The organism is Pseudomonas sp. GM24 (genome assembly GCF_000282235.1).
In the GTDB taxonomy this organism is placed as follows: Bacteria; Pseudomonadota; Gammaproteobacteria; order Pseudomonadales; family Pseudomonadaceae; genus Aquipseudomonas.
This window is the reverse complement of record NZ_AKJR01000002.1, coordinates 26,219-41,290: the sequence shown is the minus strand read 5'-3', so window position 1 is coordinate 41,290 and position 15,072 is coordinate 26,219. Positions and strand designations below refer to the sequence as shown.

General features: G+C 58.5%; 13 protein-coding genes. 5 read left to right on the top strand and 8 right to left on the bottom strand.

Going from position 1 to position 15,072, the window contains the following annotated elements; translation table 11 throughout:
- Window positions 1-103: 103 nt before the first annotated feature.
- Window positions 104-2,374, bottom strand: a complete 2,271-nt coding sequence (katG, locus tag PMI23_RS00125) for a catalase/peroxidase HPI (RefSeq protein ID WP_007915960.1) — start codon at window positions 2,372-2,374, stop codon at window positions 104-106.
- A gap of 334 nt (window positions 2,375-2,708) precedes the next feature.
- Here katG and PMI23_RS00120 point away from each other — a divergent pair, with 334 nt between their 5' ends.
- Window positions 2,709-4,745, top strand: coding sequence for a TonB-dependent receptor (locus tag PMI23_RS00120; RefSeq protein ID WP_007915963.1), 2,037 nt, complete (start codon window positions 2,709-2,711; stop codon window positions 4,743-4,745).
- A 104-nt stretch (window positions 4,746-4,849) separates the two neighbouring features.
- Here PMI23_RS00120 and PMI23_RS00115 read toward each other — a convergent pair whose 3' ends face one another.
- Window positions 4,850-7,060, bottom strand: a complete 2,211-nt coding sequence (locus tag PMI23_RS00115; protein WP_007915965.1) for an LTA synthase family protein — start codon at window positions 7,058-7,060, stop codon at window positions 4,850-4,852.
- Between the two features lie 408 nt (window positions 7,061-7,468).
- Here PMI23_RS00115 and PMI23_RS00110 point away from each other — a divergent pair, with 408 nt between their 5' ends.
- The 3 genes from PMI23_RS00110 to PMI23_RS00100 all read left to right on the top strand — a co-directional run bounded on the left by PMI23_RS00110 (window position 7,469) and on the right by PMI23_RS00100 (window position 9,855).
- Window positions 7,469-8,485: an ABC transporter substrate-binding protein gene (locus PMI23_RS00110; protein ID WP_007915967.1), complete on the top strand. Its 1,017-nt coding sequence runs from the start codon at window positions 7,469-7,471 to the stop codon at window positions 8,483-8,485.
- A 214-nt stretch (window positions 8,486-8,699) separates the two neighbouring features.
- Window positions 8,700-9,254, top strand: coding sequence for a hypothetical protein (locus tag PMI23_RS00105; protein ID WP_007915969.1), 555 nt, complete (start codon window positions 8,700-8,702; stop codon window positions 9,252-9,254).
- A 34-nt stretch (window positions 9,255-9,288) separates the two neighbouring features.
- Window positions 9,289-9,855, top strand: a complete 567-nt coding sequence (locus PMI23_RS00100) for a hypothetical protein (RefSeq protein WP_007915972.1) — start codon at window positions 9,289-9,291, stop codon at window positions 9,853-9,855.
- An 83-nt stretch (window positions 9,856-9,938) separates the two neighbouring features.
- On the opposite strand, the gene PMI23_RS00095 is transcribed toward PMI23_RS00100, so the two are convergent.
- Both PMI23_RS00095 and PMI23_RS00090 read right to left on the bottom strand, forming a co-directional pair.
- The gene (locus tag PMI23_RS00095) at window positions 9,939-10,136 is read right to left on the bottom strand and encodes a helix-turn-helix transcriptional regulator (protein WP_007915974.1); all 198 of its coding nucleotides are present in this window, start codon (window positions 10,134-10,136) and stop codon (window positions 9,939-9,941) included.
- The gene (locus tag PMI23_RS00090) at window positions 10,133-10,507 is read right to left on the bottom strand and encodes a hypothetical protein (RefSeq protein ID WP_007915976.1); all 375 of its coding nucleotides are present in this window, start codon (window positions 10,505-10,507) and stop codon (window positions 10,133-10,135) included. The genes PMI23_RS00095 and PMI23_RS00090 overlap by 4 nt, the downstream gene beginning before the upstream one ends.
- A 233-nt stretch (window positions 10,508-10,740) precedes the next feature.
- Between PMI23_RS00090 and PMI23_RS00085 the strand changes: the two genes are divergently transcribed.
- Window positions 10,741-11,241, top strand: coding sequence for a hypothetical protein (locus PMI23_RS00085; protein WP_007915978.1), 501 nt, complete (start codon window positions 10,741-10,743; stop codon window positions 11,239-11,241).
- Between the two features lie 79 nt (window positions 11,242-11,320).
- On the opposite strand, the gene PMI23_RS00080 is transcribed toward PMI23_RS00085, so the two are convergent.
- From PMI23_RS00080 to PMI23_RS00065, 4 genes are all read right to left on the bottom strand, one after another.
- Window positions 11,321-11,800, bottom strand: coding sequence for a copper chaperone PCu(A)C (locus PMI23_RS00080; protein ID WP_007915979.1), 480 nt, complete (start codon window positions 11,798-11,800; stop codon window positions 11,321-11,323).
- A complete protein-coding gene (locus tag PMI23_RS00075; RefSeq protein WP_007915980.1) occupies window positions 11,800-12,405 on the bottom strand; it encodes an SCO family protein in 606 nt (201 codons plus the stop codon). Before PMI23_RS00075 ends, PMI23_RS00080 begins: the two co-directional genes overlap by 1 nt.
- Before the next feature lie 156 nt (window positions 12,406-12,561).
- Window positions 12,562-13,956 (bottom strand): efflux transporter outer membrane subunit, encoded by a 1,395-nt coding sequence (locus PMI23_RS00070; protein WP_007915981.1) that lies wholly within the window; start codon window positions 13,954-13,956, stop codon window positions 12,562-12,564.
- 33 nt (window positions 13,957-13,989) lie between these two features.
- Entirely contained in the window at window positions 13,990-14,784 is a 795-nt protein-coding gene (locus tag PMI23_RS00065; protein WP_042704852.1) for a helix-turn-helix transcriptional regulator, read from the bottom strand.
- Between the last annotated feature and the right edge of the window lie 288 nt (window positions 14,785-15,072).

The following is a 15,072-nucleotide window of genomic DNA, read 5'->3' as shown; positions in this document are numbered from 1 at the left end:
GAATTAGTTGACCACTGCAAGTTTACGCATCACCATAAAACCCAAGCCGTACACACAAAAAACGCCGCATTGAAACAATGCGGCGTTTTCATTTTCCGAAAAATTACTTCAGGTCAAACCGGTCCAGGTTGGTGACCTTCGTCCACGCCGCCACAAAGTCCTTCACAAACTGCTCCTTCGCATCCGAACTGGCATACACCTCAGCCAGCGCCCTCAACTGTGCATTGGAACCAAACACCAGATCCACCCGCGTCGCCGTCCACTTCACGCTGCCGGTTTTACGGTCGCGCCCCTCGAACTCATCCGCATCCCTTGAAGTCGGCTTCCACTCCACGCCCATGTCCAGCAGGTTTGTGAAGAAGTCGTTGGTCAGCGCTTCAGTTTGCGAGGTGAATACGCCATGCCGAGTTTGCCCGACGTTGGTATTCAACACCCGCAAACCACCCAGCAGCACAGTCATTTCCGGCGCGGTGAGGGTCAGCAGTTGTGCCTTGTCGATCAGCAGCGCCTCGGCCGAAACGGTGTACTTGCCTTTGCTGTAGTTGCGGAAGCCATCGGCAATCGGTTCAAGGAAGCCAAAGGAGTCAACGTCGGTTTGCTCTTGCGAGGCATCCGTGCGTCCCGGCGTGAACGGCACCGTGACCGAATGGCCGGCGTTTTTCGCCGCTTGTTCGATCCCGGCATTCCCCGCCAGCACGATCAGGTCTGCCAGCGAGACTTTCTTGCCAGCGGCGCCGCTATTGAACTCGTTTTGAATCCCTTCAAGCGCGCTCAGCACCTTGTCCAATTGCTCAGGCTGGTTGGCCTGCCAGAATTTTTGCGGTGCCAGGCGCAGACGTCCACCGTTGGCGCCACCGCGTTTATCCGAACCACGGAACGTGGAGACGGCCGCCCATGTGGTCGAGACCAGTTGCGACACCGACAAACCCGACGCGAGGATTTTGCCTTTCAGCGCAGCTGCGTCGCTGTCGTCGATCAACGGGTGAGTGACCTCAGGAATAGGATCCTGCCACAGCAGTTCTTCGTTCGGCAGTTCCGGGCCGAGGTAACGAGACAATGGACCCATGTCGCGGTGGATCAGTTTGTACCAGGCACGGGCAAACGCATCGGCCAGTTGATCGGGATTGGCGAGGAAGCGCCGCGAGATCTGCTCGTAGGCTGGGTCGAAGCGCAACGCCAGGTCGGAGGTGAGCATGGTCGGCGAAAGCTTTTTGCTCGGGTCATGGGCATGCGGAACGGTGCCGGCACCGGCGCCGTTTTTCGGGATCCACTGATGCGCACCAGCCGGGCTTTTGCTCAGCTCCCACTCGAAGCCGAACAGGTTTTCCAAGTAGTTGTTGCTCCACTTTGTCGGCGTGGTGGTCCAGGTCACTTCGAGGCCACTGGTAATGGTGTCGCCACCCTTGCCGGTGCCGAACGCGTTGCGCCAGCCGAGGCCCTGTTCTTCGAGGCCGGCCGCTTCCGGCTCAGGCCCGACGTTATCGGCAGGGCCGGCGCCGTGGGTTTTACCAAAGGCGTGACCGCCCGCGATCAACGCGACGGTTTCTTCATCGTTCATGGCCATGCGGCCAAAGGTTTCGCGGATATCGTGGGCCGACGCGACCGGGTCCGGATTGCCCTCAGGGCCTTCGGGGTTTACGTAAATCAGGCCCATTTGCACCGCAGCGAGCGGGTTTTCCAGATTACGTTCGCCCTGATCGGTGCGGCTCTCTTCTTTGCCGTGCAGATCCGGCTCGGCGACCAGCGTGCCGTCACCGGGCTCCTGCATGGCTGACTTGTCTTTGCCGTAACGGCTGTCGCCACCGAGCCATTCGTGCTCGGAACCCCAATAGACATCTTCGTCCGGCTCCCACACATCGGGGCGGCCACCGGAGAAACCGAAGGTCTTGAAGCCCATGGATTCCAGCGCGACGTTACCGGTGAGAACGATCAGGTCGGCCCAGGAAATGTTGCGACCATATTTCTGCTTGATCGGCCACAACAAGCGCCGGGCCTTGTCGAGGCTGACGTTGTCCGGCCAGCTGTTCAGCGGCGCAAAACGTTGTTGCCCGGAGCCGGCGCCACCTCGACCATCGGCGGTGCGATAGGTACCGGCGCTGTGCCAGGCCATGCGGATGAAGAGGGGGCCGTAATGGCCGAAGTCGGCCGGCCACCAATCCTGGGAGTCGGTCATCAGTGCGTTGAGGTCTTGTTTCAGGGCTTGAAAGTCGAGGCTCTTGAAGGCTTTGGCGTAGTCGAAGTCCTTGCCCAACGGATCGGACTTGGGCGAGTGCTGACTCAGGATTTTCAGGTTGAGTTGATTCGGCCACCAGTCACGGTTCGTCGTACCACCACCGGCGGCGTGGTTGAACGGGCATTTCGATTCGTTTGCCATGTTCGGGTCCTTATCAGGTCTGCTACGGCCGGCTCGTGCCGACTTCGGACTAGTAAGGCTAGACCCGACTTGAGGAGTCAGCTAATAGGCCGACTATTGGAGGCTGATAGGCAAAGTCTTTCAGCTTCTTTCGGAGCACTTCACGGATGAGCCGATAGCGGCTGCCTGCTTGAAACATGCGTTGTTGAGCCTCTGCAAAAAACAAAATGTGAAAATCGGGATGACAGGAAGAAATGTTATTGTATAACATAAAATTCGTTTCATTCTGTTTCTACCAGCGTTAAAGCAAAACGCTGGCAGCGATCCTCACATTTCAGCGCATGGAAATTTTGCAATGCCTGCCCGTTCCCACCCCCTGCAACGACGCCTCAATCCGTTGGCCGCCGCGCTGCTTTTTGCGTCGCCGGTATTCGCCGCCGACACCCTCGAACTGCAACCGCAAGTCATCACCGGCAATCCGCTCGGCAGCCAGACACTTGCCTCGCCCTCGACGGTACTTAGCGGCGACGACCTCACGTTCCAACAGAAGGGCAGCCTCGGCGAAACCCTGAACAAGCAACCCGGCGTGTCCTCGTCGTACTTCGGCCCGGGTGCGAGTCGACCGATTATTCGTGGCCAGGACGGTGATCGCATCCGTATTCTGCGCAACGGAGTCGGCGCGCTGGATGCCTCGTCGCTGTCTTACGACCACGCCGTGCCGCTGGACCCGGTCAACGTCGAGCGCGTTGAAATCGTCCGTGGCCCGGCGGCTCTGCTGTACGGCGGCAGTGCCATTGGCGGGGTGGTCAACACCTTGGATAACCGCATCCCGACTGAGGCCATCGATGGCATTCATGGCGCTGGTGAGTTGCGCTATGGCGGTGCCGACACCACGCGCAGCAGCGCCGGCAAACTGGAGGCCGGTAACGGACAATTCGCCTTGCATCTGGACGCTAGCGCCCGCGAGTTCAATGACCTGAAAATCCCCGGTTACGCGAAAACCGCTCGCGAACGCGCAAACGACGACGGCGACTCGAAAAAACATCGCCTGGCCAACAGCGATGGTCGCCAGGATGGCGGCGCGGTCGGCGGGTCGTACACCTGGGATGACGGTTATGCCGGTCTGTCCTACAGCAACTACGATTCCAATTACGGTTCGCCCGCTGAACAAGACGTACGTATTCGCATGCAACAGGAGCACTACGCCTTTGCCTCGGAGATACGCAATCTCGACGGGCCATTCACCTCGATCAAACTGGATGCCGGTTACACCGATTACGAGCACCGCGAAATCGAAGGCGGCGAGGTTGGCACGACGTTCAAGAACAAAGGTTACGAAGCACGGGTCGAGGCGCGGCATCAGCCGTTGGGGCCGTTCAATGGCGTGATTGGTGCACAGGTCAGCCGCAACGAGTTTTCGGCATTGGGTGAAGAGGCGTTTGTGCCGCAGACCGATACCAATGCCGCTGCGCTGTTCATTCTTGAGGAGTTGCAAGCCACCGATCGACTGCTGTTCACCCTCGGCGGACGCCTTGAGCACACCACGGTCGACCCGGACGCGAAGGGTAACGAACGCTTCGCCAGCGCCGACCGCTCCAGCAGTTTCACCGCTGGCAGTCTTTCCTCTGGCGCGGTGTACACGCTGACGCCGATCTGGTCGGTGGCTGCGACGCTGGGCTACACCGAGCGCGCACCGACGTTCTATGAGCTTTACGCCAACGGTGCCCATGTGGCGACCGGCACCTATGAAGTCGGTGATGCCGGGCTGTCGAAAGAAAAAGCCGTGTCCAGTGATCTGGCGTTGCGTTTCGATAACGGCACGCACAAGGGCAGTGTCGGTGTGTTCTACAGCCACTTCTCCAATTACATCGGTTTACTCGGCACGGGCCGCACATTGAATGATGAAGGCGAGGAGGACGCCGATGGCATCCCTGAATACACCTACTCCGGCGTGCGGGCGCGCTTCAGCGGTATTGAGGCGCAGGACCGCTGGAACCTTGGCGAAAATGCCTACGGCAAGTTTGCCCTGGAGTTGTCCGGTGACTACACCCGCGCGAAGAACCTGGACACCGGCGAAGATTTACCGCGAATCGCGCCGCTGCGGCTCAACAGCGGGCTGCTGTGGGAACTGGACAAGTGGCAGGCGCGCATCGATGTAGAGCACGCCAGTTCACAACATCGGGTGCCGGATAACGAAAGCGGCACCGACGGCTACACCACGCTGGGCGCCAATGTCGGGTATCACTTTGATGTCGGCCAGAGTAAATGGCTGGCCTTCGTCAATGCCGAGAACCTGACCAATCAAACCGTGCGTTACGCCAGTTCGATCCTGCGCGACATTGCGCCGGCAGAAGGGCGCAGCATTCAGGTCGGATTGCGCACGACGTTCTGATAATCACTGATTCCCACTGTAGGAGCGGCCGCAGGCTGCGATCTTTTGCTTTTAAAATAAAGATCAAAAGATCGCAGCCTGCGGCAGCTCCTACACGGGCGTGATCAGGTGGATTGGGCGGTGTCGTCATCCGGCACGTCGTCGAGAATATCCTCTTGCCCCGGCAATTCAGTAATCACACTGAAATCCGTCACTTCAACCGCACCCAATCCATACCCCAGCAAATGGAAAGAAAACGCTTTGCGCTCTTGCGGGTTGTCGAAGCTGAAGTTCATTTCCAGTGGCTGCTCGGCGGTTGCCACCATCTCCTGCGGCAAGCCGATCTGCACGTCCTGTTCAAACTCCTTGGCCTTGAGCTGAATATACGCCGCCTGCTGCGGATCGACCGAGCGCACGGTCAGACGCACGCGTGTGTGCGAGCCTTTGGGCATTTCCAGGTATTGCGCGCCAATCAGATTGTCGGCCCAGTCATCGTTGATCTGCGCTTGCAGCGGGATGACGTTGGTGCTGCCGAATTGATAGCGATGATTGAGCGGCGTGCGCAACAGCGACAGGTCGAGGGCGTTGGCACGGGCGGCGATCTGTCGGGCCGGGTGGCCGCTGTAGTTGCCTTTGTACGTCGCGCTTTCGGCGATGAACCCGGCGCTTTCGTAGTAGCGGCAGCGACGCGGCATATCGCACTCGGAAAAGATCCCCTGACCATTGTGATAGCGCAGCTTGCCGTTGGTGAACGACATGATTTCGCGGCCGCTGTCGTAGTCGCGAAACAGCGAGCGACCGCTCAGGGCGGAAGGCACCGGCAAGTCGAAGTAATCGAGAATCGAGGTGCTCAGATCGACGTGGCCATACACGCCTTTGTTCAGCCGTGGCAGTTGTGCCTGCTCCGGTGCCAGGGTCAGGTTGAAGCCCCACGAAGAAGCCAGGCGGACACCGTCGATGCCGTGGGATTCGTCCGAGGTGATCACCACCAGCGTGTCTTTCAGAACGCCTTGGCGTTCGAGGCCGTTGAGAAACTGCTCCAGCGCATCGTCGAGATAACCGACGGCGGCCTGTTTCGGCGTTTCGTAGCGCTCCAGGTATTCTTCTGGGGCAGAGTAGGGCTGATGCGTGCCCACGGTCAGCAATGTCAGCATCCAGGGTTTTTTCTGCTTTTTCAGTTGGCCGACATAGTCCAGCGCGCCTTCGAAAAATGCCTTGTCATCCTTGCCCCACGGGAACTCCAGATAGTTGCTGTTGGTGAACCACTCCAGACCGTGCGTCGCATCGAAACCGATGTGCGGCATGATCTTGTCTTTGGCCATGAAACGCAGCCCGGCACCTTGCAAGTAGTGAGTGCTGAAGCCGTGATCTCGCAGTTGCGCCGGCAGGCAGGCCTGATTGCGCTCGTTGAGGGTGAGCATTTCCACGCCTTTGGGCGTGCCGTTGTTGAGCTTGTCGTAATCGCCGCAGAGCATCGCGTACAGACCGCGAATGGTCTGGTGTGTGTGCAGCACGTAATCCGGGGTGTTCATGCCGCGCTCGGCCCAGCGGCTGAGGTTGGGCATCAGGTCTTCCTGATAATGGCTGCTGATCGCCTCGCGGTTGGCGCGGATATAGGCGCCGGGAATGCCTTCCAGCGCGATGATCAGTACGTTGCGCGCTTGCCCCGGCGCGGCCAGCAATTTCTGCCCGTTGAGGTCGACGTCGGTGAGTCCGGCCATGGCCGGCGCGGGTTCTTCGACGTCACCGTCCAGCCACTCCTCGGCCTGGATCTGCAGATCAGCGGCCTCGCTGGCCAGCAACTGGTGTGGCAGGTTGTACTGGCGCCACGGATCGGCTTCGCTCGGCCACAGGTTTTGCGCACCCCAGTGCGCGGCGAACAATAGCAGTGGCGCGCTCCAGGCTGCGCGGGGCAGGGGCGGGCGCGGCATGCCACGGCCGGCAAATTGGGTCAGCAGCCAGAACACCAGAGCCAGCAGCAAAGTGATGCCCAGTGCAGGATGGGCCAGGCCGCCACCGGTGGAATTTTCCACGAACTGCGGATCGATCAGGTAATGAATGTCGGAAGGTGTCGGCAGACGCCCGACGGCGCTGACCAGTTCAGCGGTCGCCACCGCCAGCAAGGCCCAGAACAGCAGCACCGGCAAGGCCAGCCACCACGCCCGGCGATGCAGCAACACCACCAACAGGCTGCCAATGGCCAGATCCGATAAATAGCCCAACGGCGCCGACCAGCCCAGCGCCGCACGCAGGCACACCGGCACCACCAGCACCAGAACAATCAGCGAAAAGAGGCGGGCATGCGGCTGCCGCAACCGGTTAAAAAGAGCACTCACAAAAAAGACCTTCCAGCCATTAAATCGTCATAAAAGTGTGCGCGATGATACCAAGGGTGGGCTGTCTGATCGCCCTTTTAAACGCTCAGCTGATGCGCTGGCGTGCGGGCTAATCAAGGTGATGGTGCGTCCGCAGGCCTGACCGGCCCTCGTGTTGCACGACCATTGGCGATATTGCTGCCGACGGATTTATTGTTTCAGGCTGTTTAAGGTGCCTAACCATCACCGGCATCCAATGTAGGAGCTGTGCAACGCTGCGATCGTTTTAAACCTCACAATCAAAAGCGCGCAGCCCGATTTCGCTCAACAACCCGTGCTATCGATATGCGATAAAGATATTTAATTTCTATTTTTTATAGCGATAAAGTCAGGCCTTTCAGCAAACCACCCCCATGCTGCGAGGTTGTCATGGCCACACCGTTCAAACGTCCCGCACTGACTCTGTTGGCCGCTTCTCTGGTCGCGAGTGCGTTGTTCAGCACCGGCGCTCAGGCCGAAGGCAAGATCAGCATCGCCCAGCAATTCGGCATCGGTTACCTGATTCTCGATGTGGTGCGCGATCAGAACCTCATCGAAAAACACGGTAAGGAACAGGGCCTCGACATCAAGGTCGACTGGAACAGCATCTCCGGCGCCACCGCGATGAACGAAGCGTTGCTCACCGGATCGCTCGACGTGGTTTCCGCCGGCGTGCCGCCAATGCTCACCGTGTGGGATCGCACCAAGGGTAAACAGAATGTCAAAGCCATCGCCGCACTGGGCTCGATGCCCAACTATCTGCTGACCAACAATCCGAACATCAAAACGCTCAAGGACTTCACCGACAAGGACCGGATTGCCGTGCCGGCCGCCGGCGTCGGCTTCCAGTCGCGCACTTTGCAGATCGAAACCGCCAAGGAGTTCGGTGACGCGCAGTACAAGAAATTCGACGACATTTCAGTCAGCCTGCCGCACCCCGATGCGACGGCCGCGCTGATCGCCGGCGGCTCGGAAATCAACTCGCACTTCTCCAGCCCGCCGTTCCAGTACCAGGCCCTGCAGAATCCCAACGTGCACAAAGTGCTGAGCTCTTATGATGTGCTCGGTGGGCAGGCGACGTTCAACGTGCTCTACACCACAGAAAAATTCCACGACGAAAACCCGAAAACCTACAAGGCGTTCTATGACGCGTTGGCCGAGGCCGAGAAGATCATCAAGGCTGATAAGCCGGCGGCGGCTCAGGCGTACATTCGTGTCGAGCAGTCGAAACTGCCGCTGGCTCTGGTCGAGCAAATCGTCAAGGATCCGGAAATCGATTTCACTGTGGTGCCGCAGCGTACGTTCATCTACGCCGAGAAATTGCAGGAGCTGGGCGTGCTGAAGAACAAGGCCGACAGTTGGAAGGATTACTTCTTTGAAGAGGCGCATGGTGGGGCGGGGAGCTAAGTGGGCGATTAATAATGAGGGGGGCGGGGCGTTCTGGACAGGGAGATGGCCACTTAGTAGCATTCGCGGCCTATGGATTTCTATCCCGAACGTTGACCGACGCATCACGAACCCCCAATGCACTAGTTCACCCATGACGATATAACCGTTGATTTCACTGTGTTGAGCGGTGAAGTGGTGGGCAGCGAGAAAATGAGCGGAACCCACATCAGCCATGCAAACATTCACCCGGGGCACCATCGTCGTCGAGTTCGCTGATTTCAGCGGTCTGATGGTTCGTCATGAGCACGGTTTGAGCGCTGACGGTATTCGTCAGGATCGTTATTGGGTACGGACACCGGACGGCGAAATACCGCTGGATGTCTACGGTAAAAAATTGCAGGTCAATCGAGGGGACAAGATTTCGGTGCTCTATGCATGTCTGCCGGGTGGCGCGCTCAAGCGTGCGGTCTGCGTGTTCAATCACAACGATTCACAATTCACCGAGCTTTCGGACGCGAAGGGGCTGTATAGGGAAATGCTCCACGGCAGTGCGAGCCCCGTTCCGTTTCTGCTTTGCATCGCAACTTCAACGATGGCGTCCGGAGTTTTTGGCTGGTGGGGTGCGCCGACGGGTTTTGTTGTCTATTTCCTGCTCAAAGCCAAGGAGGCCAAGGGCAAGGCATTGTTGATCAATGATCTGGGCCTGCACATGGAAAAGCTGGGCAAGCGTTACGTGCGGGAAGACTCGCTTCGCAATGTCAGTCGATTGCTGGCGCGCAGTGTTTGAAAGGCCTGCATAGCCATAGGTCAGGGAAGTATTGATGAAAGCGTTTATTTGTGGGCGGACCCGTGTCCATTTTGAAGTCAGGCATGGGCAGGTAGTCAGCCGCAAGTCATTAAAGCTGCCCAAGGATCAGCGGGAGGAAGGTGACTGCTGGATCAGAACGAAGGAAAAAGACCCCATTTGCCTGAGCTTCGGCGTGGCTGATTTCAAAGTCCGAGAGGGGCATCGGTTATCAGTGTTTTATGCCTCGAATCCCGTCACGCACAGCCGGGTTGTTGTGTTGATACACAATCATGATCTGGGAACGAATGACTTTCCGATGCGAGGTGAATTGCTCTTTGATCATGTGATTGGTACCTCCATTTGGACGGAGTGGATAATACTTTCATTGTTACCAGCGCTGGGCTTCTCGTTTTACTACGGAATTCAGTGTGTCGTTCCATCCCTGTTGTGTTGGGGGCTTGCGACGCTGCTAAGATCAAGACGACGGGCGCGGGTGATTCCTGCACTCCACGCGCATATAGACACGCTGGGAAAAGTGGATGCGGCCCGGCAAATGGTTGCCAGATCCATCTCGCGTGACGTTGAAACGGCGACGGCTTAGCATTTCGCCGCTTTTGGTATGCGTTGCCCATTAATGGCCCGTCGCTGCGTTTGCATTGGAATTGTTTTCCGTGTGGGTGCAGGTCAGGTTTTACTGTCGTCGAAGATATCTTCCAATGGCATTTCGAACGCCCGGGCAATCTGAAAGGCCAGTGGCAGACTCGGGTCGTAGCGTTCGTTTTCTATAGCGTTAATCGTCTGACGCGACACGCTCAGGCGTTCAGCCAGATCGACCTGCGACCATTTGCGCTCGGCGCGCAATTCCTTGAGGCGGTTTTTCATTGGTAACGGCGTCGCGCAATGTGCAGACCTACAATCCACATCAGACCCATCACCGGCCACACGCACGTCCACGGAACGTGCGGAGCGCCGACGTTTTCCAGAAAACCGTAGCTGAACGTCAGCAGTGCCGAGGCGGCAAAGGCAAAACCCAAGGCTTCGAACTGGATGCGCAGATGCATTTCATCCATGCGCCGCATATTGCGCACGATGGCCCAGCACATCAGTCCCGCCGGAACGATCGGCGTCAGTGCGACGGCCGAGCGCAGCACGATGGGGGCGTCCATCAGGTATTGCGAGGCAATCAATGAGGCTGTCAGGACCAGCATGTAGATGATTAATGCTGCGCCCAATTCGAGGTAGTACCGGTTCATTCTTTACTTCCTATGTAAAAGACCCTTTACATGGTCGCCGAAGATTTATCCGATGTAAAGCACGCTTTCCATCATGGCTGGTAGCCTCGAACAGACTCATGCCGGAGGATTTCGCCTAGGTCAGTAGCTTAAAAGCACACTTTCTGGACAGCGTAATAGCCACTCAGTAGCATTCGAGCCCAACGGATTATCCCTTCGCACGTCGTCCGACGTGGAACGCTCAAGGAATCGATATGCGCGACACCCCCATTGACCAAAAACGAACGATCGTGACCCAGGTCAACGGCGAGATTCGCTATGAAACCCGGATCAGTTTCAGCTCCACGTCGCTCGTCGATGGCGAAATTCGGGTGCATCGTGCTGAAGGCAATCAGCTAGATGTTCCGGTGGCCGGGGCGGACTTCGCTTTGCGCTTTGATCTGGATGGGGTGCATAGAGTACCGGTGACGCAGCAGGCAGCGGTTGAACCGGTTGAACCGGTGCCTGCCGATAACAGCTTGAAGTTATTCACCTCGAAAACCGTGTGGATCACCCTCGGGTTGTGGTTCTTCGTCAGTTCGGTGTTCGGTTGGCTGGGGATTGTGGTGGCAGGCGGATATCTTGGTTACCAGTGGCGTGAGGTGGAAAAGCGCAAGAAACAGTTGGCCAAGGCGCCCGTAGATAAAGCCGTGACCCGTTCCGGCTCGGGGATGTCACGGGAAAGCGTACGCAAGGCATTGGCCCGCAGGCATTAATGTGGCGCACAGCAAAAACAAAAAAGGGGCGGCCTGATCATCGATCAGGCCGCCCCTTTTTTATTGCTGCTCAGTCAGATCAATGCATTTTGCTGTGATCGTGACCTTCCATGTTGGTCAGCGCGCGAACCGGCGCTTTAACCTCGAGGGTTTCTTTATCACCCTTGGCGTTTTCCACGATCAGGGTCAGCGGCACAGTTTCGCCTTCCTTCAACTGAGCGGTCAGGCCCATCAGCATCACGTGGTAGCCGTTCGGATCAAGCTTGACGGCTTTGCCGGCCGGCAGCTCGACAAACTTCACCGGGCCCATGCTCATGACGTCGTTCTTCATGGTCATTTCGTGGATCTGCACGTCTTTGGCCGCTGGCGTCGCGACGCTGAGCAACTTGCTGTCGCTGTCGGCGGTGAGGGTCATGAACGCGCCGCTGGCGGACTGGGTCGGCACGGTGGCACGGACCCAGGCATCGTCGACTTTGGTCGCTGCGGTCGCCTGGAATGCCAGACCCAGCAAAGAAAAACCGATGACAGCGCGTTTGAGGTGGTTCAGAACAGGTTGCATCAGCAAACCTCCATAACAGTAAGCAAATCTTCCGTACATTGTTCTGCCGAAAGCGACGTGGACAGACCCAGGCGCAAGCCGCCGTTGGAGTCGTAAACGTAACTGGTGGCAGTGTGCGAGATGGTATAGGTGTCGCCGGCCGGGACTTTCTCGTAGAACACGTCGAATTCCTTGGCTGTGGCCGCGGTTTCCTCAAGCGTGCCGTACAGCGCAACGAACGTCGGGTCGAAGGCTTTCATGTAGGCGTCGAGGATTTCCGGGGTGTCGCGCTCGGGATCGAGGGTGATGAAAATCACCTGCAAGCGATCGCCATCGGCGCCCATCAGCTTTTTGATTTTCGCCGCGCGGGCGAGGGTGGTCGGGCAGACTGCCGGGCACTGGGTGAAGCCGAAGAAGACCATCGGCATCATGCCGCGAAAGCTCGACAGCGTCATGGTTTCGCCATCGGTGTTCTTCAGTTTGAAGGTGCGCCCCATGATCTTGTTACTCAGATCCTTGCCGTACTTGTACGACAGTTGGCCACGGGTGTCGCAGCCGGCGAGCAGGCCTAGCCCGAGCACGCCCATTCCCGCAAGCACCTTGCGGCGAGTCAACAAAGCCGTCATCTAATACCGCCTTTTGCAGCCCGTCAGTCAGCAGGACTGGCGGGGGGTTAACCGTAAAAGCGGCGCATGATACCAAACTGAAGGCAGAGGCCGGCCACGGATCGCCGCATGGCGCAGGATCGAGCGACAAAAGGTGTAAGAAAAAGTGACCACAGCTTACTGCACGCGTGATTCAGCGGCGCTCCAGCCCCCGCCCAGCGCGGTGTAAAGGTTGACCTCGGCGACCAGTTGCGCGAGGCGATCGGTGATCAGGCCTTGCTGCGAACTGAACAGCGAACGCTGCGCATCGAGGAACGTCAGGCTGCTGTCGACGCCATTCTGATAGCGGTTCTGCGCCAGGTTGTAATACGTCTGCGTGGCTGCGACGAGATCCCGCTGCGCCTGCAATTGTTGCTGATAGGTGCTGCGCGCGGCGAGACCGTCGGCGACTTCCTGAAACGCGGTTTGAATCGACTTTTCGTATTCGGCCACCGCCACATCTTTCTGTAATTTCGAATAATCCAGGCTGGCGCGCAGGCTGCCGGCGTTGAAAATCGGCAGGTTGATCTGCGGCTGAAAGGTCCAGGCGCCAGAGCCGCCGCCGAACAGTCCGGACAGATCGCGACTCGACGTGCCGGCATTCGCCGTCAGGCTGACACTGGGGAAAAACGCCGCCCGCGCCGCTCCGATATTGGCGTTGGCCGCTTTCAGTTTGTACTCCGCCTGAAGGATGTCCGGCCGACGCTGCAGCAGATCCGAGGGCAACCCGGCGGGCAGTTGTTGCACCAGATCGCTGGCCAGCGGACGGGCGGGCAGGGTCACTGGCACCGGCGCGCCAACGAGCAAGGTCAGGCTGTTCAAGTCCTGGGCGACCTGACGCTGGTAGCGCGCCAGATTGGCCCGAGAGCTGTCGACGCTGGTCTTCGCTTGCGCCTGTTCCAGCGCCGACGATTTGCCGGCCTCGCGATTACGGGTGGTCAGGTGCAGGCTCTGTTCATCGGCGGCGAGGGTGTCGCGGGTCAGCTCCAGCAACTCCTGATCGGCGCGCCAGGTCAGGTAGGCGTTGGCGACGTTGGCCACCAGGCTCAGCTCGGCACTGCGCCGCGCTTCTTCAGTCGAGAGCCAGGTCTGCAAGGCCTCCTCGCTGAGGCTGCGCACGCGACCGAAGAAGTCCAGCTCATAAGCGCTGATGCCGAGGTTGACCGAGTACGTCGAATTGATCAGCGCTTTGCCCTGGGTCACGCTCGGCGGCATCCGCTGGCGTAACTCATTGGCGTTGGCCGACACCGCCGGGAGCAGGTCGGCGCGCTGAATGCGGTACTGCGCCTGGAACGCTTCGACGTTGAGTGCCGCCACGCGCAGGTCGCGGTTGTTGACCAGCGCGCTTTCGATCAACTGTTGCAGCGCCGGATCAGTGAACAGCGTGCGCCAGTCCTCGCTGCTCGTGGCTGGCTGCGTGGCTGCGGGATACTGCGCGGCAGTGGGTGAAGCGGGGCGCTGGTACTCGGGAATCAATGAACAACCGCCCATCAGTATCGCCATGGACAGCAGGGAAAGTCGCAACGTCAACATCGAACTGCCTCATGCAATAAAAGAGCGTTGTGCTCAGGCCCCGGCCATCCATTTCGCCAGACCATGACGACCACTGACGCCGAGTTTGGCCGTGGCGCGTTTCAGATATGTCTCGATCGAGCTGTTTTTGACTCGCAGTTGTTCGGCCATTTGCGGCACGGTGCCGCCGGTCAACAGGCCCAGACAGACTTCTTTTTCGCGCACTGACAGGGCGATGTCGCTGATCGCCAGGCGTTCATCGAACACCTGCGCCAACGGTGCCTGATCCAGTTCGGCCAGGGGCTGGCGCGGTTGTCTGGCGAGGATTTGCCGGCTGATCTGCGCGTGGCGTTCGATCAGTGGCAGCAAGGTGTCGGACAGGCGCTTGAGAAACGACAGTTCCGGCAGGGAAAACACCCGTTGGGTATGCGGTCGGTAAAACGAGATCACGCAACGGCGATTGGACGTGCGCGAAACCAGATTGCATTGATGTGCGCTGTGTTGCGGATGGCGAGGCTGGAGCGAGGCTTTCAGTTGAATCAGCAGCGAGTCGTTCATCTCGATCATCTTCTGCAGCAGCGGATGATCGTCGGGGCTCTCCAGCGGATCGGACGCGGCACAGGTCTGCGCCAAACCGGCGCTGCCCAACGGTTTGATGTCGACCACGCTGGCCTGACGCTCATCCAGCGTCCACTCACTGAGATCTACCCGGTTGACCGGCACCAGCGTGTCGACCAACTGGAACATGTTCGTGGCGAAGTGATCATCGCCGGTGCTGGCAATCAACTCACCCAGTTGCCAGTAGAAGTGCGGGTTTTCCATATTACGAATGCTGCCGGTCAGATTCATATCCTTCATCCCTGGTTCAGAGCCATCACTGAATCGTCTGCCGTCTCTGTAAAAGCCGCCCACGCAGTCATTTCTCCTTGAACATGATCTGGAGCGGGATTTAAGCCTATGGATTTGTCCTACGTCTGTAGGGGAAAACAGGGACACAAAGTGCCACTATTTCTGAATATTGGCGCCGGGGTTCTGACGCTGTTGAACGCCGGCGTAACGGCGAGAGTGACTGTTCAGTCACGCTCAAGCCCCGGAAACCGGGCGATGATGAATTCTGATCGGCAGCGCTCGGGTAAA

Coding starts and splice junctions, on each gene's coding strand:
- katG (WP_007915960.1), bottom strand. CDS start 2,374: ATGGCAAACGAATCGAAATGCCCGTTCAACCACGCCGCCGGTGGTGGT.
- PMI23_RS00120 (WP_007915963.1), top strand. CDS start 2,709: ATGCCTGCCCGTTCCCACCCCCTGCAACGACGCCTCAATCCGTTGGCC.
- PMI23_RS00110 (WP_007915967.1), top strand. CDS start 7,469: ATGGCCACACCGTTCAAACGTCCCGCACTGACTCTGTTGGCCGCTTCT.
- PMI23_RS00105 (WP_007915969.1), top strand. CDS start 8,700: ATGCAAACATTCACCCGGGGCACCATCGTCGTCGAGTTCGCTGATTTC.
- PMI23_RS00100 (WP_007915972.1), top strand. CDS start 9,289: ATGAAAGCGTTTATTTGTGGGCGGACCCGTGTCCATTTTGAAGTCAGG.
- PMI23_RS00095 (WP_007915974.1), bottom strand. CDS start 10,136: ATGAAAAACCGCCTCAAGGAATTGCGCGCCGAGCGCAAATGGTCGCAG.
- PMI23_RS00090 (WP_007915976.1), bottom strand. CDS start 10,507: ATGAACCGGTACTACCTCGAATTGGGCGCAGCATTAATCATCTACATG.
- PMI23_RS00085 (WP_007915978.1), top strand. CDS start 10,741: ATGCGCGACACCCCCATTGACCAAAAACGAACGATCGTGACCCAGGTC.
- PMI23_RS00080 (WP_007915979.1), bottom strand. CDS start 11,800: ATGCAACCTGTTCTGAACCACCTCAAACGCGCTGTCATCGGTTTTTCT.
- PMI23_RS00075 (WP_007915980.1), bottom strand. CDS start 12,405: ATGACGGCTTTGTTGACTCGCCGCAAGGTGCTTGCGGGAATGGGCGTG.
- PMI23_RS00070 (WP_007915981.1), bottom strand. CDS start 13,956: ATGTTGACGTTGCGACTTTCCCTGCTGTCCATGGCGATACTGATGGGC.
- PMI23_RS00065 (WP_042704852.1), bottom strand. CDS start 14,784: ATGAATCTGACCGGCAGCATTCGTAATATGGAAAACCCGCACTTCTAC.